The organism is Vibrio sp. CB1-5 (assembly GCF_059412285.1).
The window spans coordinates 16821-33115 of the sequence record NZ_JBJHPB010000005.1 but is presented as its reverse complement, the minus strand read 5'-3'; the positions used below and the strand labels follow the sequence as shown (position 1 = coordinate 33115).

At 46.3% G+C, this 16295-nt stretch carries 15 protein-coding genes; 8 read left to right on the top strand and 7 right to left on the bottom strand.

Annotation, left to right across the window (positions count from 1 at the left end; genetic code table 11):
• Positions 1-87: 87 nt before the first annotated feature.
• From ACJB0T_RS05065 to ACJB0T_RS05055, 3 genes are all read right to left on the bottom strand, one after another.
• A complete protein-coding gene (locus ACJB0T_RS05065; RefSeq protein ID WP_479292417.1) occupies positions 88-1317 on the bottom strand; it encodes an ABC transporter substrate-binding protein in 1230 nt (409 codons plus the stop codon).
• 100 nt (positions 1318-1417) lie between these two features.
• Entirely contained in the window at positions 1418-2269 is an 852-nt protein-coding gene (locus ACJB0T_RS05060) for a carbohydrate ABC transporter permease (protein WP_042500458.1), read from the bottom strand.
• Entirely contained in the window at positions 2269-3189 is a 921-nt protein-coding gene (locus ACJB0T_RS05055) for a carbohydrate ABC transporter permease (RefSeq protein WP_042500456.1), read from the bottom strand. Before ACJB0T_RS05055 ends, ACJB0T_RS05060 begins: the two co-directional genes overlap by 1 nt.
• A gap of 349 nt (positions 3190-3538) precedes the next feature.
• On the opposite strand from ACJB0T_RS05055, the gene ACJB0T_RS05050 reads away from it, so the two are divergent.
• The 3 genes from ACJB0T_RS05050 (at position 3539) to ACJB0T_RS05040 (ending at position 8070) form a co-directional block, all read left to right on the top strand.
• Positions 3539-4627, top strand: coding sequence for an ABC transporter ATP-binding protein (locus ACJB0T_RS05050; protein WP_479292414.1), 1089 nt, complete (start codon positions 3539-3541; stop codon positions 4625-4627).
• A 138-nt stretch (positions 4628-4765) separates the two neighbouring features.
• Positions 4766-5764, top strand: coding sequence for a substrate-binding domain-containing protein (locus tag ACJB0T_RS05045; RefSeq protein ID WP_479292412.1), 999 nt, complete (start codon positions 4766-4768; stop codon positions 5762-5764).
• Positions 5765-5796: 32 nt separating this feature from the next.
• Positions 5797-8070 carry an alpha-galactosidase gene (locus tag ACJB0T_RS05040; protein WP_479292411.1) on the top strand — a complete coding sequence of 758 codons (2274 nt, stop codon included), beginning with the start codon at positions 5797-5799 and terminating at the stop codon, positions 8068-8070.
• Positions 8071-8155: 85 nt separating this feature from the next.
• On the opposite strand, the gene ACJB0T_RS05035 is transcribed toward ACJB0T_RS05040, so the two are convergent.
• Positions 8156-8464, bottom strand: a complete 309-nt coding sequence (locus ACJB0T_RS05035) for a hypothetical protein (RefSeq protein ID WP_479292409.1) — start codon at positions 8462-8464, stop codon at positions 8156-8158.
• A gap of 256 nt (positions 8465-8720) precedes the next feature.
• Here ACJB0T_RS05035 and ACJB0T_RS05030 point away from each other — a divergent pair, with 256 nt between their 5' ends.
• The 4 genes from ACJB0T_RS05030 (at position 8721) to rsgA (ending at position 11640) form a co-directional block, all read left to right on the top strand.
• Positions 8721-9182 carry a hypothetical protein gene (locus ACJB0T_RS05030; protein WP_479292407.1) on the top strand — a complete coding sequence of 154 codons (462 nt, stop codon included), beginning with the start codon at positions 8721-8723 and terminating at the stop codon, positions 9180-9182.
• Positions 9179-9790: an SCO family protein gene (locus ACJB0T_RS05025; RefSeq protein ID WP_479292405.1), complete on the top strand. Its 612-nt coding sequence runs from the start codon at positions 9179-9181 to the stop codon at positions 9788-9790. Before ACJB0T_RS05030 ends, ACJB0T_RS05025 begins: the two co-directional genes overlap by 4 nt.
• A 61-nt stretch (positions 9791-9851) precedes the next feature.
• The gene (locus ACJB0T_RS05020) at positions 9852-10304 is read left to right on the top strand and encodes a copper chaperone PCu(A)C (protein WP_479292403.1); all 453 of its coding nucleotides are present in this window, start codon (positions 9852-9854) and stop codon (positions 10302-10304) included.
• A 280-nt stretch (positions 10305-10584) separates the two neighbouring features.
• The gene (gene rsgA, locus ACJB0T_RS05015; RefSeq protein ID WP_479292401.1) at positions 10585-11640 is read left to right on the top strand and encodes a ribosome small subunit-dependent GTPase A; all 1056 of its coding nucleotides are present in this window, start codon (positions 10585-10587) and stop codon (positions 11638-11640) included.
• A 70-nt stretch (positions 11641-11710) separates the two neighbouring features.
• Here rsgA and ACJB0T_RS05010 read toward each other — a convergent pair whose 3' ends face one another.
• The 3 genes from ACJB0T_RS05010 to ACJB0T_RS05000 form a co-directional block, all read right to left on the bottom strand.
• Positions 11711-12151: a PaaI family thioesterase gene (locus ACJB0T_RS05010; RefSeq protein WP_479292399.1), complete on the bottom strand. Its 441-nt coding sequence runs from the start codon at positions 12149-12151 to the stop codon at positions 11711-11713.
• Positions 12152-12231: 80 nt separating this feature from the next.
• Positions 12232-14520 carry an acyl-CoA dehydrogenase gene (locus ACJB0T_RS05005; RefSeq protein WP_479292397.1) on the bottom strand — a complete coding sequence of 763 codons (2289 nt, stop codon included), beginning with the start codon at positions 14518-14520 and terminating at the stop codon, positions 12232-12234.
• A 5-nt stretch (positions 14521-14525) separates the two neighbouring features.
• On the bottom strand, positions 14526-15188 hold the full coding sequence (locus ACJB0T_RS05000) for a TetR/AcrR family transcriptional regulator (protein WP_479292395.1): 663 nt from the start codon (positions 15186-15188) through the stop codon (positions 14526-14528).
• A gap of 697 nt (positions 15189-15885) precedes the next feature.
• On the opposite strand from ACJB0T_RS05000, the gene ACJB0T_RS04995 reads away from it, so the two are divergent.
• On the top strand, positions 15886-16230 hold the full coding sequence (locus ACJB0T_RS04995) for a phasin family protein (protein WP_479292394.1): 345 nt from the start codon (positions 15886-15888) through the stop codon (positions 16228-16230).
• The last annotated feature ends 65 nt before the right edge of the window (positions 16231-16295 follow it).

The following is a 16295-nucleotide window of genomic DNA, read 5'->3' as shown; positions in this document are numbered from 1 at the left end:
GTTTCATTAACAACTGCTTTGAAACAAAAAGAGCGCTCCAATGGTTTGGAAACGCTCATTGGTATCGTTATTTAAACGCTTTACAAATTAGTTCTTAAACGTGCGCTGACGTACTTTTTCAAGACGTTTTAGGATTTGATCCACACGCTCAGGTTTTACCATGAACTCTTGGAAGCCCTTCATGCCTTCTTTCGCCATCGCAGGATCGGTATCACGATCATAGAACTGCGCCGTACCGCTCGCATCTGCTAACATTTGCACGCCAATGTTTAGGAACTCATCATCAGCTGGTTTGGCTTTGCTATTGGTTGGGATTTGCAGTAGTACATCATTCACCAACTGCTGGATCTCTGGTTTGGCAACAAACGCTAGGAACTTACGTGCATCTTCTTTGTTCTTCGCTTTGGTTGGGATATGAATGGTATCCATTGGCGCATCTTCTGCAATTGGCACAGCAGGATCGATAACTGGGAATTGGAAGAAGCCCATTTTGCCATCAAGCTCAGCAGGGAAGTTAGGCGCAATAAAGTTACCAATCAGGTACATAGCCGCTTCACCGTTATACAAGAACGGCTGCGCTTCCTGCCAAGAGTAAGACGCGTGGTTGTCTAGGTAGTAGCCAGGCTCCACCAGCTCAGCCCAATTTGCAAAAGTCTTTTTAACTCGCTCATCAGTGTAAGGTACTTTGCCGTCCATCAAGTCGATGTGGAAATCAAGACCGTTGGTACGTAGGTTGATGTAGTCGAACCAACCTGCTGCTGTCCATAGGTACTTGGTACCGATAGCAAAAGGGGCTACTTCATTTTTCTTCAGTGTCGCAGCTGCAGCTTTTAGCTCATCCCACGTTTTTGGTTCAGCGATACCATACTTCTCAAAGATGTCTTTACGGTAGTACACACCCCATTGATAGTAAGTGTAAGGCACACCGTATTGCTTACCATTTACCGTCATCGCTGGCGCTGCAGATTTAAAATCTTGAGCCATGTTGTTGTCAGCCCAAATGTCACTTACATCTTCCAATAGTCCACGATCAACGAATGTTTTCATTCGGTTACCCGCATACCAGAACACAACATCCGGTGGAGACGTGACCAGCCAGTTACGAATCGTCGTCTTGTACGCTTCTTTATCATACAAGTTGTACTTCACCGTAATGTCTGGGTTTTCAGCTTCAAATCGTTTCACGATTTCAGCCCACGCTTCTTTTGGTGCAGGGTCTGCTTGATCCGAGTTAATCACTAACTCGCCCGCCCAAGCGGTTGTTGAGAGGGACGCGCCAAGTATGGCGGTAGCAGCGAGGTGTTTCACAATTTTCATAGTAAGATCCTTATTGTCGAGCTTGCGCTCAGGCTCCATTGTTATCGTTATAGCTTGCTGGTCGTCACCAACCAGCACTGATTGTGCGGCTAAATCGGGATTAACCTTTGGTTGCTCCCAACGTTAGACCAGCAATAAAGTGACGCTGCATGGTAAAGAACAGCACCACTGGAGGAATTGCAGCGACGACGGCACCAGCAGAAATAAACTGCCATGACGCCAACCACTGCCCTTTCAATGCACTCAATCCTGCCGTTACGGGGCGCACTTCGTCGCTTTGCACCAAAACCAGCGCCCAAAAGTAGTCATTCCAAATAAAGGTAAACACCAACACAGACAGTGCAGCCAGTGCCGGCCTGACAAGCGGCAACACCACATGCCAGAAGATTTTCATTTCACTCACACCTTCAACGCGCGCCGCCTCTATCAAGGCATCGGGAATACCGACGATAAAGTTGCGCATAAACAGAGTACAAAACCCGGCTTGGAACGCGACGTGGAAGAAGATTAGCGCCCAGTGCGTATCATAAAGACCAAAGGTAATGGTGAGATCGCGCACTGGAATCATCAGGATTTGGAACGGAACGAAGTTACCTGCAATGAACATCGCAAAGATCCAGATGTTGGCCTTGAAGTTGTACTTCGCGAGCGCAAACCCTGCCAGAGTAGACAGCGCCACTGCGCCTGCAACTGCGGGCAATGTGATGATCAAACTGTTCAGCAGATACTGCCCCATCGGCGTTGCAGTGAACACTTGCGTGTAGTTTTCAACAAACTGGATATCACTCGGCCAGCCCCAGTAATTACCTTTGTTGATGTCTTCCATTGAACGAATCGAGGTCATCATCACCGCGATAAGCGGCAGCAGCCACATCACAATCGAAATAGGCAGCGCCACTCGATAGCTGATATTGGTAAAGCGTCCAGATTTTTCTATCGGTTGTGGGTACATTATTTTTCACTCCTTAGCATTCGCCACAAGAAGTAAGCGATGTAGATATCCATAATCAGAAACAGAACAACCGATACCGAGGCGCCATAACCCATGCGGTAGTTGAATATTGATTCTTCGTACATTTGATAAGCGAGTACTGATGAGCTCCCCCACGGACCACCCGCCGTCATGGTCGCCACTAGGTCAAACGAACGAAGTGCGCCGATGACCGTAACCACGATAGCGATAAACGTCGCTGGACGAAGCTGAGGTAACACCACGTACCAAAGCATGCGCAGTTTCTTGGCACCATCAAGGCGCGCAGCTTCCAACTGCTCTGGATCCAGGTTATTCAGACCCGTGAGATACAAGATCATGCAATAGGAAATCTGCGGCCACAGACCGGCGGCAATGATCCCGTAGGTCACGTAATCTTCGTTGGACAAAATCGCAATAGCTTCAATATCGAAAAAGCCAAGTACGATGTTGAACAGACCAAAAGAAGGGTCATAGAACCACGCAAAGACGAGACCCACCACCACTTGAGAGATAACGAAAGGGAAGAAAAACAGAGATTTAACTACGCGAATTCCTCTTACTTGTTGATTGAGAAAGAGCGCAATAGCCAATCCAATGGGTGGTGCCAACATAAAGAACACCAACCACAAAAAGTTATTTTTAAGCGAAGTATAGAAAGCTTCTGAGTCAAAAAGCTCTCGATAGTTGTCGAGACCCACCCAAGTTTTTTCACCCAATCCATCCCATTCATAAAAGCTCAGCCAAATACTGTCCAGAATTGGATAGATGACGTAAACAGCAAAAATTAGGATAGCTGGCGCCAAAAATATCCATGGCGCGACTTGGGTATTAATACGACTTTTGCGTCGCTGTGACGGTAGCTGATTTTGTGGGTATACCGTTTTCACAGATTGTTCCATTTCAAGGTGACCCCTTACCCCATCGCAACATATTGTTAACAGTCATTGATTTCTGAAATCATCAACAATAAGCACTGTTTTAGATGGGTTTTAGTGAAAATACACTCAAATATTAGCCAACATGGTGAAATGTTGTACTGGTCAAAATGAAAACTGTAAACGTTTCCACAGTTTTCACTCAATGTCGTTAACATTTTATGATCATGATCAACTATTCTTGGTTTGACAGCTAACAAGTTGCCAATTAGCGCGTATGGTCATGGTATTCACAAATCTGGCATTCACAAAAACCGGCGTGAGGATTCACGCTTTTTCATGCTGCCACTTGTCTGCATAACGAGGAGTTCTTATGGCTGACATCCGCTTAAACCAAGTCATCAAACGCTATGGCAAGGTACAAACCATTCACGGCGTCGATCTCGACATTAACGATGGCGAATTTGTGGTGTTTGTTGGTCCATCGGGCTGCGGCAAGTCGACATTGCTGCGCCTAGTCGCCGGTTTAGAAGAGATCAGTGACGGCGAGATCTTCATCAATGAGGAAAAAGTAAACGACGTCGATCCTGCTGATCGCGGGGTGGCGATGGTGTTTCAATCCTACGCTCTTTACCCGCACATGACGGTTGAAGAGAACATGGGTTTTGGCCTCAAGATGAATAATCACCCTAAAGAGTACATCCATAAACAAGTGCAAAATGCCGCCAAGACACTGCAACTCGAACACCTTCTCAAGCGCAAACCCAAAGAACTCTCTGGTGGTCAAAGGCAGCGTGTTGCGATTGGTCGCGCGATAGTACGTAATCCAAAGGTCTTTTTGTTCGATGAGCCACTTTCCAACCTAGATGCTGAGCTTCGCGTTGATATGCGTTTGCAGATCGCCAAGCTGCACCAAGACCTTGCCAATACAATGATTTACGTCACCCATGACCAAGTGGAAGCAATGACACTGGCCGATAAAATTGTGGTGCTTCGAGATGGCCAAGTTGAACAAGTCGGTAGCCCACTGGAGTTATATCACTCGCCGAAAAATGAGTTTGTCGCAGGCTTTATCGGATCGCCAAAAATGAACTTCATTCCAGCTCATGTTGAGCAAGTGAACGAGCAAGAGATTACGGTTAAAACCGCGAAAGGTGAGCAGTTCACGTTACCAAGAACCGCAGAACAAGCTCCAATAGCCGGTGATACGCTTACCCTAGGCGTCAGACCAGAGCACCTTACGCTTAATCACGACAATCCGGTTAGATTCGAATTCCAAAGTGAAGTCGTCGAAAGGCTAGGCAACAGTACGTATTTGTTTGGCCAAGCTTCTGGTGTCGATGGTTTCAAAGTTCACCTGCCGGGCGATCAGGCTGTAAACAAGTTTGAGGAAGTCGCCATTAGCTGCAGCTATGACGATATTCATTTGTTTGATGCCGACGGTCAACGAATGACTTTATAGCAAACAATGCGAGTGAGCTTTGAAAATAAAACCTGATTCAAATGCTCACAACGTGCTGTTAAACATACAAATTGAACTCTTATATGAATCGAGTTCTAATACTAGCAATCGTAATAGTTCCAATGCAAAAGGTGCCCCATGGCAACCATAAAAGATGTCGCTAAAGAAGCAGGAGTCTCTGTCGCCACAGTGTCTCGTGTTATTAATAAATCGCCCAAAGCCAGCCAGTCTTCCATCGACTCAGTGTCAGCGGCGATGAAAAAGTTGGGCTATCGCCCCAATGCGGCAGCGAGAGCGCTGGTCAGCCAAAGTACCAATACCATCGGCGTCGTGGTTTCTGACGTTTCGGATCCGTTTTTTGGCACATTAATCAAATCGGTCGATCAAGTCGCCAGAGAAGCCGGTAAACACATCCTTATCGGCAATGGTTATCACAATGCTGACGACGAGCGCCACGCGTTAGAGTTACTCATCAATAGTCGCTGCGAAGCCATTATTCTGCACGCAAAAGGGCTCCGTGATGAAGAGCTCATCAACTATGCCAAAGAAGTGAAAGGGCTGGTGATCATTAACCGCTTTATTCCAGAAATCGAATCGCGCTGCATTTCACTCGACAATGAGCGCGGCGCTTATCTTGCTACACTGCATTTAATTAAGTCAGGCCATCGCAATATTGGATGCATTGCTTCTTCCCAAGATATTGAAGATACCCATCAGCGTATTAAAGGCTATCGTACAGCACTTGAAGATCATGGCATCCTGCTCTCCAAAAACTACATTGAAGCGGGTGAGCCAAGCAGTGATGGCGGCGAACTCGCCATGACCAATTTACTGTCTAAATCGTTAGATATTACTGCGGTGGTCACCTACAACGACTACATGGCTGCAGGCGCAATTCAAGCGCTTGAAAATAATGCCATTTCGGTACCTAAAGACATTTCTGTTATTGGTTTCGATGACGGCTTAATCGCCCGCTTTGTGCACCCACACCTCACAACCGTGCGCTACCCAATCGCAATGATGGCCGAACGTGCCGCTAGGTTAGCATTACTACTTTCTCGCGGCGATGCCATCGAAGATGACCCGATTGTGTTCACGCCGACACTTGTCCAACGTAAATCTGTATTCGCGCGTTAGCCAAAGCGCGCCCTTCATAAATAGGTGGTTGAATGATTTCGATTAATGACCAAGGATTAGAGTTTCACCTTCAAACCAAGCGCTCCAGCTATTTAATCAAGGTCACGAGCACCGGCCACCTTGTTCATCTTCACTATGGAGATAGGCTCAACCACCGCCCCAACTTCGATGCCCTTGAGCATATTTACCACAGTAAAATGGGCTCTTCGACAGACTATGCGGATGTCCCAGGGCAAACACTGAACACCTTCCGACTTGAAGTGCCTACTTTCGGAAAAGGCGACTACCGAAATCCACTTTTGCATGTCGAATATGCCGATGGCTCACGTGTCACCGATTTACTCTACCAATCACACCAACTACTAGACAGCAAACCCGATCTCGAGGGTTTACCGTCAGCAAGTGCGGAGCCAGATAGCCAGCACCTAGTCGTTACCTTGGCCGATCCCGTTACCAAACTTGAAGTGGACGTGCACTACTCAGTCTTTAGCCAATCGGACGTCATCACTCGCCATCTAGTAGTGCGAAATCAAGCCAATCAGCCCGTACAGCTTCTGCGCGCACTCAGTAGCTGCGTCGATTTTGCAGACGAGAACTGGGATCTGATTCACCTGCAAGGCAAATGGATCAAAGAGGCACAAATCGCGCGCCAAGGGCTGGAAAAAGGCACGGTTCAAATAGATTCCAAAAAAGGGGTGAGCAGCGCCAACCACAATCCGTTTATTGCCCTAGCTAGAAAAGAGACCAATGAACATCTTGGCGCCTGCTACGGGTTTGGGCTCATGTACAGCGGCAACCACCTATCGGTGGCAGAAGTCTCCCCGTACAACCAAACGCGGGTCATGACCGGCATCAATGACTTTGATTTCCGCTGGGAGCTGGAGTCAGGCGAGACATTTACCACGCCAGAGATCGCTCTCACCTACTCTGCTAGCGGCTTGAATCGTATGAGTCAGCAAATACACCAGTTTATCAACCAGCATGTTATTTCAGAGCAGTGGCGCGGCGTAGAACGTCCTATCCAAGTGAACAACTGGGAAGCAACCTACTTCGATTTTGACTACAACAAGCTGGATGCTATCGCACAAAAAGCCAAGTCTATTGGTGTCGAGCTATTCGTACTTGATGATGGCTGGTTTGGCAAACGCGATGACGACACTACCAGCCTCGGTGATTATTTTGACAACCCAAAACTTGTGGGTGGCATCGCGCGAATCAGTGAAACCGTGAAGGAGTACGGACTCAAGTTTGGCATTTGGGTCGAACCAGAAATGGTCTCACCTGACAGCGAGCTATTTCGCTCGCACCCTGAATGGGCAATTGCTCACCCCGAGCGAACGCCTTCATTAGGTCGAAATCAGCTAGTACTCGATATGGCCAATCCAAAGGTGATTGAGTATCTATTCGAGAAACTCAGTGATGTATTTACCCGCGCCAAAGTGGATTACGTGAAATGGGATCACAACCGAAACTTTAGTGATACCTACGCTCATTCCTTGTCAGCAAAAGAGCAAGCTTCGTTTAATCACCGCTACGTACTTGGACTGTATGACTTACTCACCCGACTGACAAAGGCTTTTCCGCACATTCTATTTGAGTCTTGTTCTAGCGGCGGCAATCGCTTTGATCTCGGTATGCTCAGCTACATGCCGCAGACCTGGACGAGTGACAACACTGATGCCATTGAGCGCTTGAACATTCAGCACGGCACCTCTCTGTGTTATCCGTTGTCGGCCATGAGCGCCCATGTCGCCGCGAAACCATCGCACCAAGTTCTGCGCCGCACACCGATTGAAACGCGCTTTAATGTCGCTGCCTTCGGAAACTTCGGCTATCAACTCGACATAACTCAGCTCACCGAGCAAGAAACCCAAGCAGTGGTGGAGCAAATCGCTTTCTATAAACAGCACCGACAACTGCTTCAATTTGGCCGCTTTTACCGTCTGTCTTCGCCATTTGAAGGCAACATCACCACCTGGTTGGTGATTAATGAAGAGGGCAGCGAAGCCCTGCTTGGCTACTACCAAAAGCTGCAGCAAAGCAATGGCGAACTGGAATGCATCAAACTGCCCGCGTTAAACCCAGACCGGGCATTTAACGTGCGCTCTAGATCCCAATACAGCGAAGAGGTTGAAACCACCGACACGCGTGTTAACAGCGAACTGTATCAGCTCTATGGCGACCAACTCGCCAATGTTGGCTTACCGCTCAACAATCAGTTTATGGGGGTAGAAATTACCGAGCGTACTCGACATATCGGTGATTTTGGGTCTCGGATTTATTATATTGAGGCGGCGAGTGATTGACTTAGGCGAGATTGCCTTTTTCAAGGAAAAAGCTACTTTTGAGTTCCGGGGATAGCTCTGGGAACATAGAGCTAAACGACTTGGTTTACACCTTGCCATTAAACTCTAGCTTAATCTGCCTTAGGGTAAACACGCCTGCTACATTGAGTGCATCAGTAGGTTGTGCGGATTGAAAGTTACTCGGTTTCACGCCCTTCGGAAAGGCATGAAACCCTTTCGCGCGATCGTTTTTCGACGGTTCCCCGCAAAATACATGGTGCAAATTCACTTGTTTGCCATCGATGGCTGAGCTCCATTCATCCAATGTGTCACAATTGATAGCAAAAGCTTGGCCCGAAAGGGCTGAGCCACACAATACACAGAGTGATAAAGCCCATTTTGAAGAGGTTTTCATATTAATAATTCCTTGTTCTAGCCTGACGATATGTTGTACTAACCCGTTTGGACTCTAGACACGCTTGAGGGAACACGCGAGTAAAGCATGGCTAAAGTAGGACAAGTTGTGACTCAAAGATAATCTTGGTGTAAATGACAACTTTCAAGATTTCATCCTCCTTTCAAAACACAGACCCATTTAAGTCTCGCTAAGTCATTTAACAAGCAGCAAAAATTTGGACTACCGCACAGATGCCGATATGGAATATGTTAGGATGCGGTTACCAATTCTTCTATGGGTTAACATCACCTTGAACAGCAAATTAAAAATTCTCCTTGTTGCGGCAGCGCTGGGCGCTGGCTTCTATTTGCCATCGGTGTTTAAACAGGCGCCAAACGCAGAGATAGATTTGACTGACTATTGCATGCTCTCTGACGAGGTTTGCGAGCAGCAAGGCGTAAAAGTTAAGCTCGATACGCGCCGTGTCACGCCGCTGACGCCGATTAAGGTCGATGTATTTTGGCCAAATGCCAATGCGGAGTTTTTAACCGTTTCTTTGGAAGGCAAGGAGATGGACATGGGCGTCGCTAAGTATCAGCTTGAAATGATCAAACCTGACGTCTATCAAGGTGAAATTATCTTACCGGTTTGTGCCGAGCAACGTATGACTTGGTATGGTAAGGTTTCTGACGGTAAGACCGACATTAAAGCAGCCTTGAGGATGAGTGCTCGATGAACAAAAAATGGATAGGACTTCTAGCGGTCGCGTTTGGCCTTGGCATAGGCAGCAATCTCTATCTCAACGACCAGCAACAAAAGCAGCAACAAGCTGAGGAGCTTGCCAAGCTGCAAGCGGTCTCCGAGTCGGTACTGTATGGCGAGAATGGGCAAGCTGTAGCGATTTTTGATCAAGCTGATCCTCGCACCCGTGTGGTCTACTTTGGGTTTACCCGCTGCCCCGATGTCTGCCCAACCTCATTGGCGATGCTAGCTGGCGCGTTGAATCAGGTCGATGATGAAACCAAGGCCACACTAAGACCTATGTTTGTCTCCCTCGACCCTGAGCGCGATGCCGCGGAAGCCTCTGCCGAGTACGCCCACTATTTTCACCCAATGATTGAAGGCTTATCTGCGCCGTTGGAAGTCACCCAACCACTTGCTCACAAGTATGGCGTTATCTTCCGTAAGACAGAACTTGAGGACTCCAAGCTTGGCTATACCCTCGACCACAGTTCGTATTTCTATTTCCTAAGCCCGGACGGCACGCTTATTGAGAAAGTGCCCCACACGCTCAATCCTGCTCCGATTATTGAGGCGATTCATCGCGTTAATAAGCAAGGGTAAACAACACGATATTTATAAACGATGCACTTATAACACTGCACCTATAACAATGGAATGAACCATGAAGCTCAACAAACTCCTTCTATCTGCAATCGCCCTAGCTCCTATTTCGATGGCCCATGCCGCTATCGATGTGAATGATGTGTACGCACGCGCAACACCACCAAATGCCACAACCAGCGCAGTATTTGGCACCATTGAAAATACCGGCAATGAAGTCCGCACTATTGTCAGCGCAAGCTCACAAGCTTCGAGCGTGGTTGAACTTCACGATGTCATTAAAGAAGGTGATGTCATGAAGATGCGCCAAGTGAACGCCATCGATATTCCAGCCAATGGTAAAACCATCCTTAAGCCGGGCAGCCTGCATGTAATGCTATTGGATGTAAAAGCGCCAATGAAAGAAGGGGACACCATTAACGTTGAGCTGAACTTTGCTAATGGCGAAGTAAAAGTCCTGACCGTGCCCGTGAAAAAAGTCATGTCGGGTATGAAGCACCATAAACATCACTAAGCTCAACACTTAATGTCACAGCGCTGTACAAACAGCGCTGTGCTGCTATCATTAGCCTGTTTTTACTCGTCACATTGGAGGAAGTTCATGATTGTTATCCATACCCACCCGGTAAAGTTGGCTAAAAACAACGGTTAAGCGAAACACAACAAGACTCTATTTCTTAACCCTCTTCCCTTCTTTACCCGGTGCTCATAACCGGGGTCTTGTGCAACCTGCACACACTTACATCGGTAAGTACCTGACCCTTATAAAAATAAGTCTATTTTAGGTACTAACAATGCATTCTATTTTTATCCATCCAATCGCGATCAACGAACTTGGTTGGAAAACCTATTTTCAACAACAACTCACGCTTGAAGAGTACGAAGGTATTATTTTCGGTCGTGTTATTGCTCATCATCGCAGTGGCTACATCCTCTGTACTGAACAAGAGGAATTTCACCTTGAGCATCATATCAGTCACCCTCAAATGACGGTGGGTGATTGGGTACTTCTGGATGAACAACATCGATTTGTGAGACTGCTCGAACGGAAATCTCTGTTTAGCCGCAAGGCTCCAGGCTCAAAGCTAGAAGAGCAATACATTGCTGCTAACGTCGACACCGTTTTTATTGTCTGTTCTTTGAACTTAGACTTTAATCTCAGTCGCATAGAACGCTACCTGACTTTGGTCAATGAAGCCAAATCAGAAGCAGTGATCGTGCTAACCAAAGCCGACCTATGCGAAGACGTAGAAGAGAAACGTCAACAAGTACAATCACTTGACCCATTCTTGATGATAGAAACGGTCAACGCGTTAGAGATTGATTCTCTTCAGGGTCTTCAGTCTTGGTGCAGTGTAGGTCAAACCGTGGCATTTATGGGCTCTTCTGGTGTGGGGAAATCAACACTAGTAAACACCCTAATGCAGGCACAGACGCAAGCGACGGGTGGTATTCGGGAAGATGACAGTAAAGGTCGCCACACGACAACCTCTCGTTCCATGTACAAGATGCCAAACGGTGGTTTGCTACTTGATACACCTGGTATGCGAGAAATTCAGCTTACGGCAAGTGAAGACGGTCTGTCCGAGACCTTTAGTGATGTTGAAACCTTAATTAGCCAATGTCGTTTTGCTGACTGCCACCACACTAATGAGCCTGGCTGTGCCGTACGAGGTGCACTGGAGAAGGGTGAGCTTGATGAGAGACGAGTAGATAACTATTTCAAGCTACAGCGTGAACAAGCTCGAAACAGTGCATCTTTAGCAGAAAAACGAACCAAAGATAAAGAGTTGGGTAAGTTCTATCGCTCGGTTCAGTCAGAAAGTCGCCATCGTAAAAAAGGCTACTAACCGTTTCGAACAATTCTGACTACTATTAACCCAACATGGTTTAGGTATACCCGGTTACCCACAGGCTCAGTTAAACGGGCTGATAGCCGGGTACATCTAACAGCAGCATTCTACTGCGCACAAATAGTCCATTACCCCGACCAATCTCGCGATCTTCACCATCATAAACCACCGATTCAACAATAAACTGACTGCTATTGATGTTAACGACTTTGCCCACCGCTCTCATACGGCCCTTGGAAACTGGACGTGTGATATAGGTAGTAAACGAAGTAGTAAGGACGAAATACTCTTTCTCTAAACTAGCCGCAGCAAAAAAGGCGGCATCATCAAGCATTTTAAAGTAGACCGAACCGTGAACCGCGCCTGCAGTGTGAAAATATTTTTTATGTAGCTCAATTTCAATATCCGCCTGAGCTTCCTGAACCTTAATTCGAGGTAGGTAGAATTCGTTAATTGGTGCTGCTAAGTACATGCTTTCTAAGGCTTGATAGTGTTGGGAGTTCTCCATAATGTTCCTCGTTGAAACTTAAATGTTTGTTATCGTTATACAAAAAAAGCCTGGCTACCGAAGTAGTCAGGCTCTAGATGCTAGCTTGCGTTGGCTAGCACCTCTTGCTTTTGAGGAGCGCCATTCGTTAGCGTAGTCTTCATATCATGGCTGAAATGGTCAACCTGAATCGCGCGGTAGCGAAGCGCGTCCGCCTCTAGAATTTTATCGACTTCTTCTTGGCTCAAAACATTTTCTTTCAGTGCTTGTGCCAAACGGTCAGCCAATAGCCCCTTACGAGCAACCTTGCCTGCTTTAACGCCAGCAAGAAGCTTCTTCTCTAAATCTCGAACGCCATACATGGCAACAAAGGCGCGATCCATCAATCCCACATTGTCGTCTTCAGCCGCACCGACATAACAAAGATGTGTCAATCGATCACGCATCTCACCGGGCACCATCAACTTGTTAGCGATGCGCAAAGTGACATCATCGCTTGGCAATTTGAAATGGTTACCAATTGGGAATAGAAGTGTTTTTAGTGTCTTACCTGCGAATCCGCTTGGGAAATTACGGTAAGCTTCATTAAGCGACTTCGCGGCGTGGTAGAAACAGTAATCGACTGCATAATCGACAAAGTCGCGCTCTTCTGCTCGGCTGCCCTCGTCTTGATATTTCTTCAATACCGCTGATGCCAAGTACAAATAAGCAAGTCCATCACCCAGTCGCGCAGAAATCAGTTCTTTTCGTTTTAGCTCACCACCCAGCGTTAACATGGCAAAGTCGGCGCTCACAGCCAGTGCTTTGCTCAAACGCTTCAAGTTTTTGTAGTGACGTGCTGTTTCGCCACTAATCGGCGATGATGTCAGCGCGGAGCCAGTCAATGCCGCAAACAGACCACCGATCGAGTTTTTCGTCGCATGACCGATATGTTTGAACAGCAATTTATCAAACGCCTCCAGTCCCGCTTGATGATCTGGATTGGCCGCTGCTTCCATTTCTTGGAACACGTATGGATGGCAACGCGTGGCACCCTGACCAAAAATCATAAGGTTACGAGTTAGAATGTTCGCACCTTCTACCGTTATCGCAACCGGCACTCCCAAATACGCCGAGGACAAATAGTTCATTGGACCACATTGGATGGCGCGACCAGCGTGGATATCCATTGAGTCATTCAAGATGGTGCGTGAAATTTCCGTCATGTGGTATTTGGCAATGGCGGTGACAATGCCCGGCTTTTGGCCCATATCAAGCGACGTCGTTGTTAAAGTGCGGCTCGCTTCCAGCAAGTAATTCAAACCACCAATACGACCTAGTGCTTCGGCCACCCCTTCAAATTTACCAATCGACATACCAAACTGCTTACGTACATAGGCATACGCGCCGGTTGTTCTCGCCGTCAAATGGCCAATAGCAGTGCCTAGTGCGGGCAGCGAAATACCACGACCTGCTGACAGACACTCCACCAACATGCGCCAGCCCTTACCCGCATAGTTAGCACCGCCAATGAGCCAATCCATTGGGATAAAGACATCCTCACCTTGGATCGTGCCATTCATAAAGGCCAAATGAAGAGGGTCATGTCTTTCACCTATCATCACACCTGGGTGATCGGTTGGGATCAATGCACAGGTAATACCGACGTTCTTTTTATCGCCAAGCAAACCTTCTGGGTCTAGCATCTTAAACGCTAGTCCCATTACGGTCGCTATAGGTGCTAGGGTGATATAACGTTTGTTCCAGTTAAGTCGGATACCCAACACTTTCTCACCTTGGTGTTCGCCATAGCAAACAACGCCCGTATCCGGTATACCACCCGCATCAGAACCTGCTTCAGGCCCCGTTAGGGCAAAACATGGTGTGTCTGTACCATCAGCAAGTCGAGGCAACCAATAGTCTTTTTGTGCTTGAGTACCATAGTGTGAAAGCAGTTCGCCTGGGCCTAAGGAGTTAGGTACCATGACTGTAATCGCCGCGCTCATGCTGCGGGTCGCGATTTTAGACACTATGGTTGAGTTGGCCAGCGCAGAGAAAGCGCGACCACCGTATTCCTTGGAGATGATCAGCGAGAAGAAGCGCTCTTTCTTTAGGTACTCCCAAACTTGTGGTGGCAAATCACGATCTTCTTTGACAATTTTGTGATCATCGAGCATCGACAACAGCGTTTCGAGCTGGTTATCAATAAAGTGCTGTTCTTTCGCAGTCAGCGTCGGCTTGGGATAATTGTGAAGGGTATTAAAATCTGGATTACCAGAAAACAATTCGCCATCCCACCATACTCCACCCGCTTCCATTGCCTCACGTTCAGTGGCTGACAGAGGTGGCAGCACTTTCTTAAACAAATTAAATGCTGGCTGGCTGATCAACTTCTTTGTAATGACACTCATATCCATTAATCCTTTTGTAGAGTTTCGCAATTCTCTTGCTTGTTGTCGGTTTCTAAGCCAGCCGAAATGTAGGGTATGGCTTGCTCGATAATATTTAATAAGTCACTGTCTCGGTCGAACTGACTTGCGGCGATCTCGTTTAATGCCGTAGATGACACGGTGGCAAATACGAACGCTCCCAAAGCAAAATGCAAACGCCAAAACAAAGACTCTTCATTAATACTTGGGTTGGCTTTGAGCATGGATTGTTTGAATAGCTCTAAAGTTTTCCCGTAATGATTAACAATGAACCATCGCAAGTGTCCTTGAACATCGCTATAGCCACTGGCAATGAGTAGTAAAAAGCTAGCCATGCCATTTGGGTGTAACTTATTTAAACCCATTAGCGGCGATTTTATTGTGTTCAACACATCCTCAACGCTATAGCTTGATCTGAGGTTCAACTGTTCTAATTGCCCATGCACTTGTGGCATGAAATGGACGAGGTAATCGTCCAGTATCGCCTGCACCAGAGAGTTTTTATCCCCAAAGTGGTAATTGACAGCGGCTAGATTCACATCAGCCTTTTGAGTGATATCTCGAAGCGATGTATTGTTGTAGCCACGCTCTATAAATAGAGATTGAGCGATATTAAATATCTTTTCTTTTGTTCCAGATTTCACTTTCATTTTTTAAAACGCCCGTATCAAACGCACGTTTAATATATCCAGCAATATTTAATTCAACAAGTGATTAACATCAACTTTTTAAAATTAACATCCATTGAGTGGGGCATATACATCTAAGCTCATGAAACTAATAAAGAAATATTTTCAGGTTAGACTAAAATTGTAGGCATACCAGAAATTATCAATGGAATACAATGAGTTAACACAAATTACCGCACAAGAGAAATAGGCAGGCAACAAAGCATTCACACAGCAAATGCACACCAAAAACCACCACCAATCAAAAATGCGAATAACTAAGCCAATCTAGAAAAAGAAAATCGAATACATCTAATCCCTTTCACTTAAAGTGAATGTACATATTTTTGTGATCTACATTTCAATTTTGGCAATTAATAACCGTTCAGAAAAATCAAAATTCAAACACAACTTAAATAGCAACAAGTCATTAACAGCTGTTAAATTGGGCACTTATACAATCAAACTCAAAGAGCAATTAAACGCTGGGTAGTATTTTTAGCGCTGTTTACCTATAAATTATGCCTTTTGAGGCTAGTGACAAAGGGTTAAGCATTCTTCATCATATCCGTATTCAAACAACCGTTTGAATTCCATGACTTAAATCAATAACTGAACAGGTAACTCGATATTAGAGACGCGTTGTTCATCAAAAAAGACGTTTAAAAGGAAGGTAACCATGCAAAATCAAGCCGCCCTAGAAGCAGTAAATGCTCAACTACAATCTGTTCTTAACCCATTTGCTAACTTCAGCCAGTTAGTTGCAAAGAACGTAGAAACGCTATCGAAGATGCAACTTGAAACAATCACTGCATACAGCGAGTTGACCAACGAAAACCTACAAAGCCTTGTGGCGGTTAAACAACCACAAGATCTGATGAACCAAGGTAGCAAGCAACTCGAAATCATTACCAAAGTAAGCCAGCGCCTACTAGAAGACGGTCAAAAGCTTAGCCAGATTGGTAACGAGTTTAAAGCTGCAGTTGACGAAATTTCGGCAAGCTCAATTACGCCAAACAAGTAATCTTGGCTTCCCTTTTTGAGAAGGGCGTACCGAAGTTAATAGCTATCAGTTTATAAGAATCCGTT

What these genes read in the sequence shown, in the direction of transcription:
- ACJB0T_RS05030 (WP_479292407.1), top strand. Translation starts at nt 8,721, where the DNA reads ATGCGGTTACCAATTCTTCTATGGGTTAACATCACCTTGAACAGCAAA.
- ACJB0T_RS05045 (WP_479292412.1), top strand. Translation starts at nt 4,766, where the DNA reads ATGGCAACCATAAAAGATGTCGCTAAAGAAGCAGGAGTCTCTGTCGCC.
- ACJB0T_RS05035 (WP_479292409.1), bottom strand. Translation starts at nt 8,464, where the DNA reads ATGAAAACCTCTTCAAAATGGGCTTTATCACTCTGTGTATTGTGTGGC.
- ACJB0T_RS05055 (WP_042500456.1), bottom strand. Translation starts at nt 3,189, where the DNA reads ATGGAACAATCTGTGAAAACGGTATACCCACAAAATCAGCTACCGTCA.
- ACJB0T_RS05020 (WP_479292403.1), top strand. Translation starts at nt 9,852, where the DNA reads ATGAAGCTCAACAAACTCCTTCTATCTGCAATCGCCCTAGCTCCTATT.
- ACJB0T_RS05010 (WP_479292399.1), bottom strand. Translation starts at nt 12,151, where the DNA reads ATGGAGAACTCCCAACACTATCAAGCCTTAGAAAGCATGTACTTAGCA.
- ACJB0T_RS05005 (WP_479292397.1), bottom strand. Translation starts at nt 14,520, where the DNA reads ATGAGTGTCATTACAAAGAAGTTGATCAGCCAGCCAGCATTTAATTTG.
- rsgA (WP_479292401.1), top strand. Translation starts at nt 10,585, where the DNA reads ATGCATTCTATTTTTATCCATCCAATCGCGATCAACGAACTTGGTTGG.
- ACJB0T_RS05025 (WP_479292405.1), top strand. Translation starts at nt 9,179, where the DNA reads ATGAACAAAAAATGGATAGGACTTCTAGCGGTCGCGTTTGGCCTTGGC.
- ACJB0T_RS05065 (WP_479292417.1), bottom strand. Translation starts at nt 1,317, where the DNA reads ATGAAAATTGTGAAACACCTCGCTGCTACCGCCATACTTGGCGCGTCC.
- ACJB0T_RS05050 (WP_479292414.1), top strand. Translation starts at nt 3,539, where the DNA reads ATGGCTGACATCCGCTTAAACCAAGTCATCAAACGCTATGGCAAGGTA.
- ACJB0T_RS05060 (WP_042500458.1), bottom strand. Translation starts at nt 2,269, where the DNA reads ATGTACCCACAACCGATAGAAAAATCTGGACGCTTTACCAATATCAGC.
- ACJB0T_RS05040 (WP_479292411.1), top strand. Translation starts at nt 5,797, where the DNA reads ATGATTTCGATTAATGACCAAGGATTAGAGTTTCACCTTCAAACCAAG.
- ACJB0T_RS05000 (WP_479292395.1), bottom strand. Translation starts at nt 15,188, where the DNA reads ATGAAAGTGAAATCTGGAACAAAAGAAAAGATATTTAATATCGCTCAA.
- ACJB0T_RS04995 (WP_479292394.1), top strand. Translation starts at nt 15,886, where the DNA reads ATGCAAAATCAAGCCGCCCTAGAAGCAGTAAATGCTCAACTACAATCT.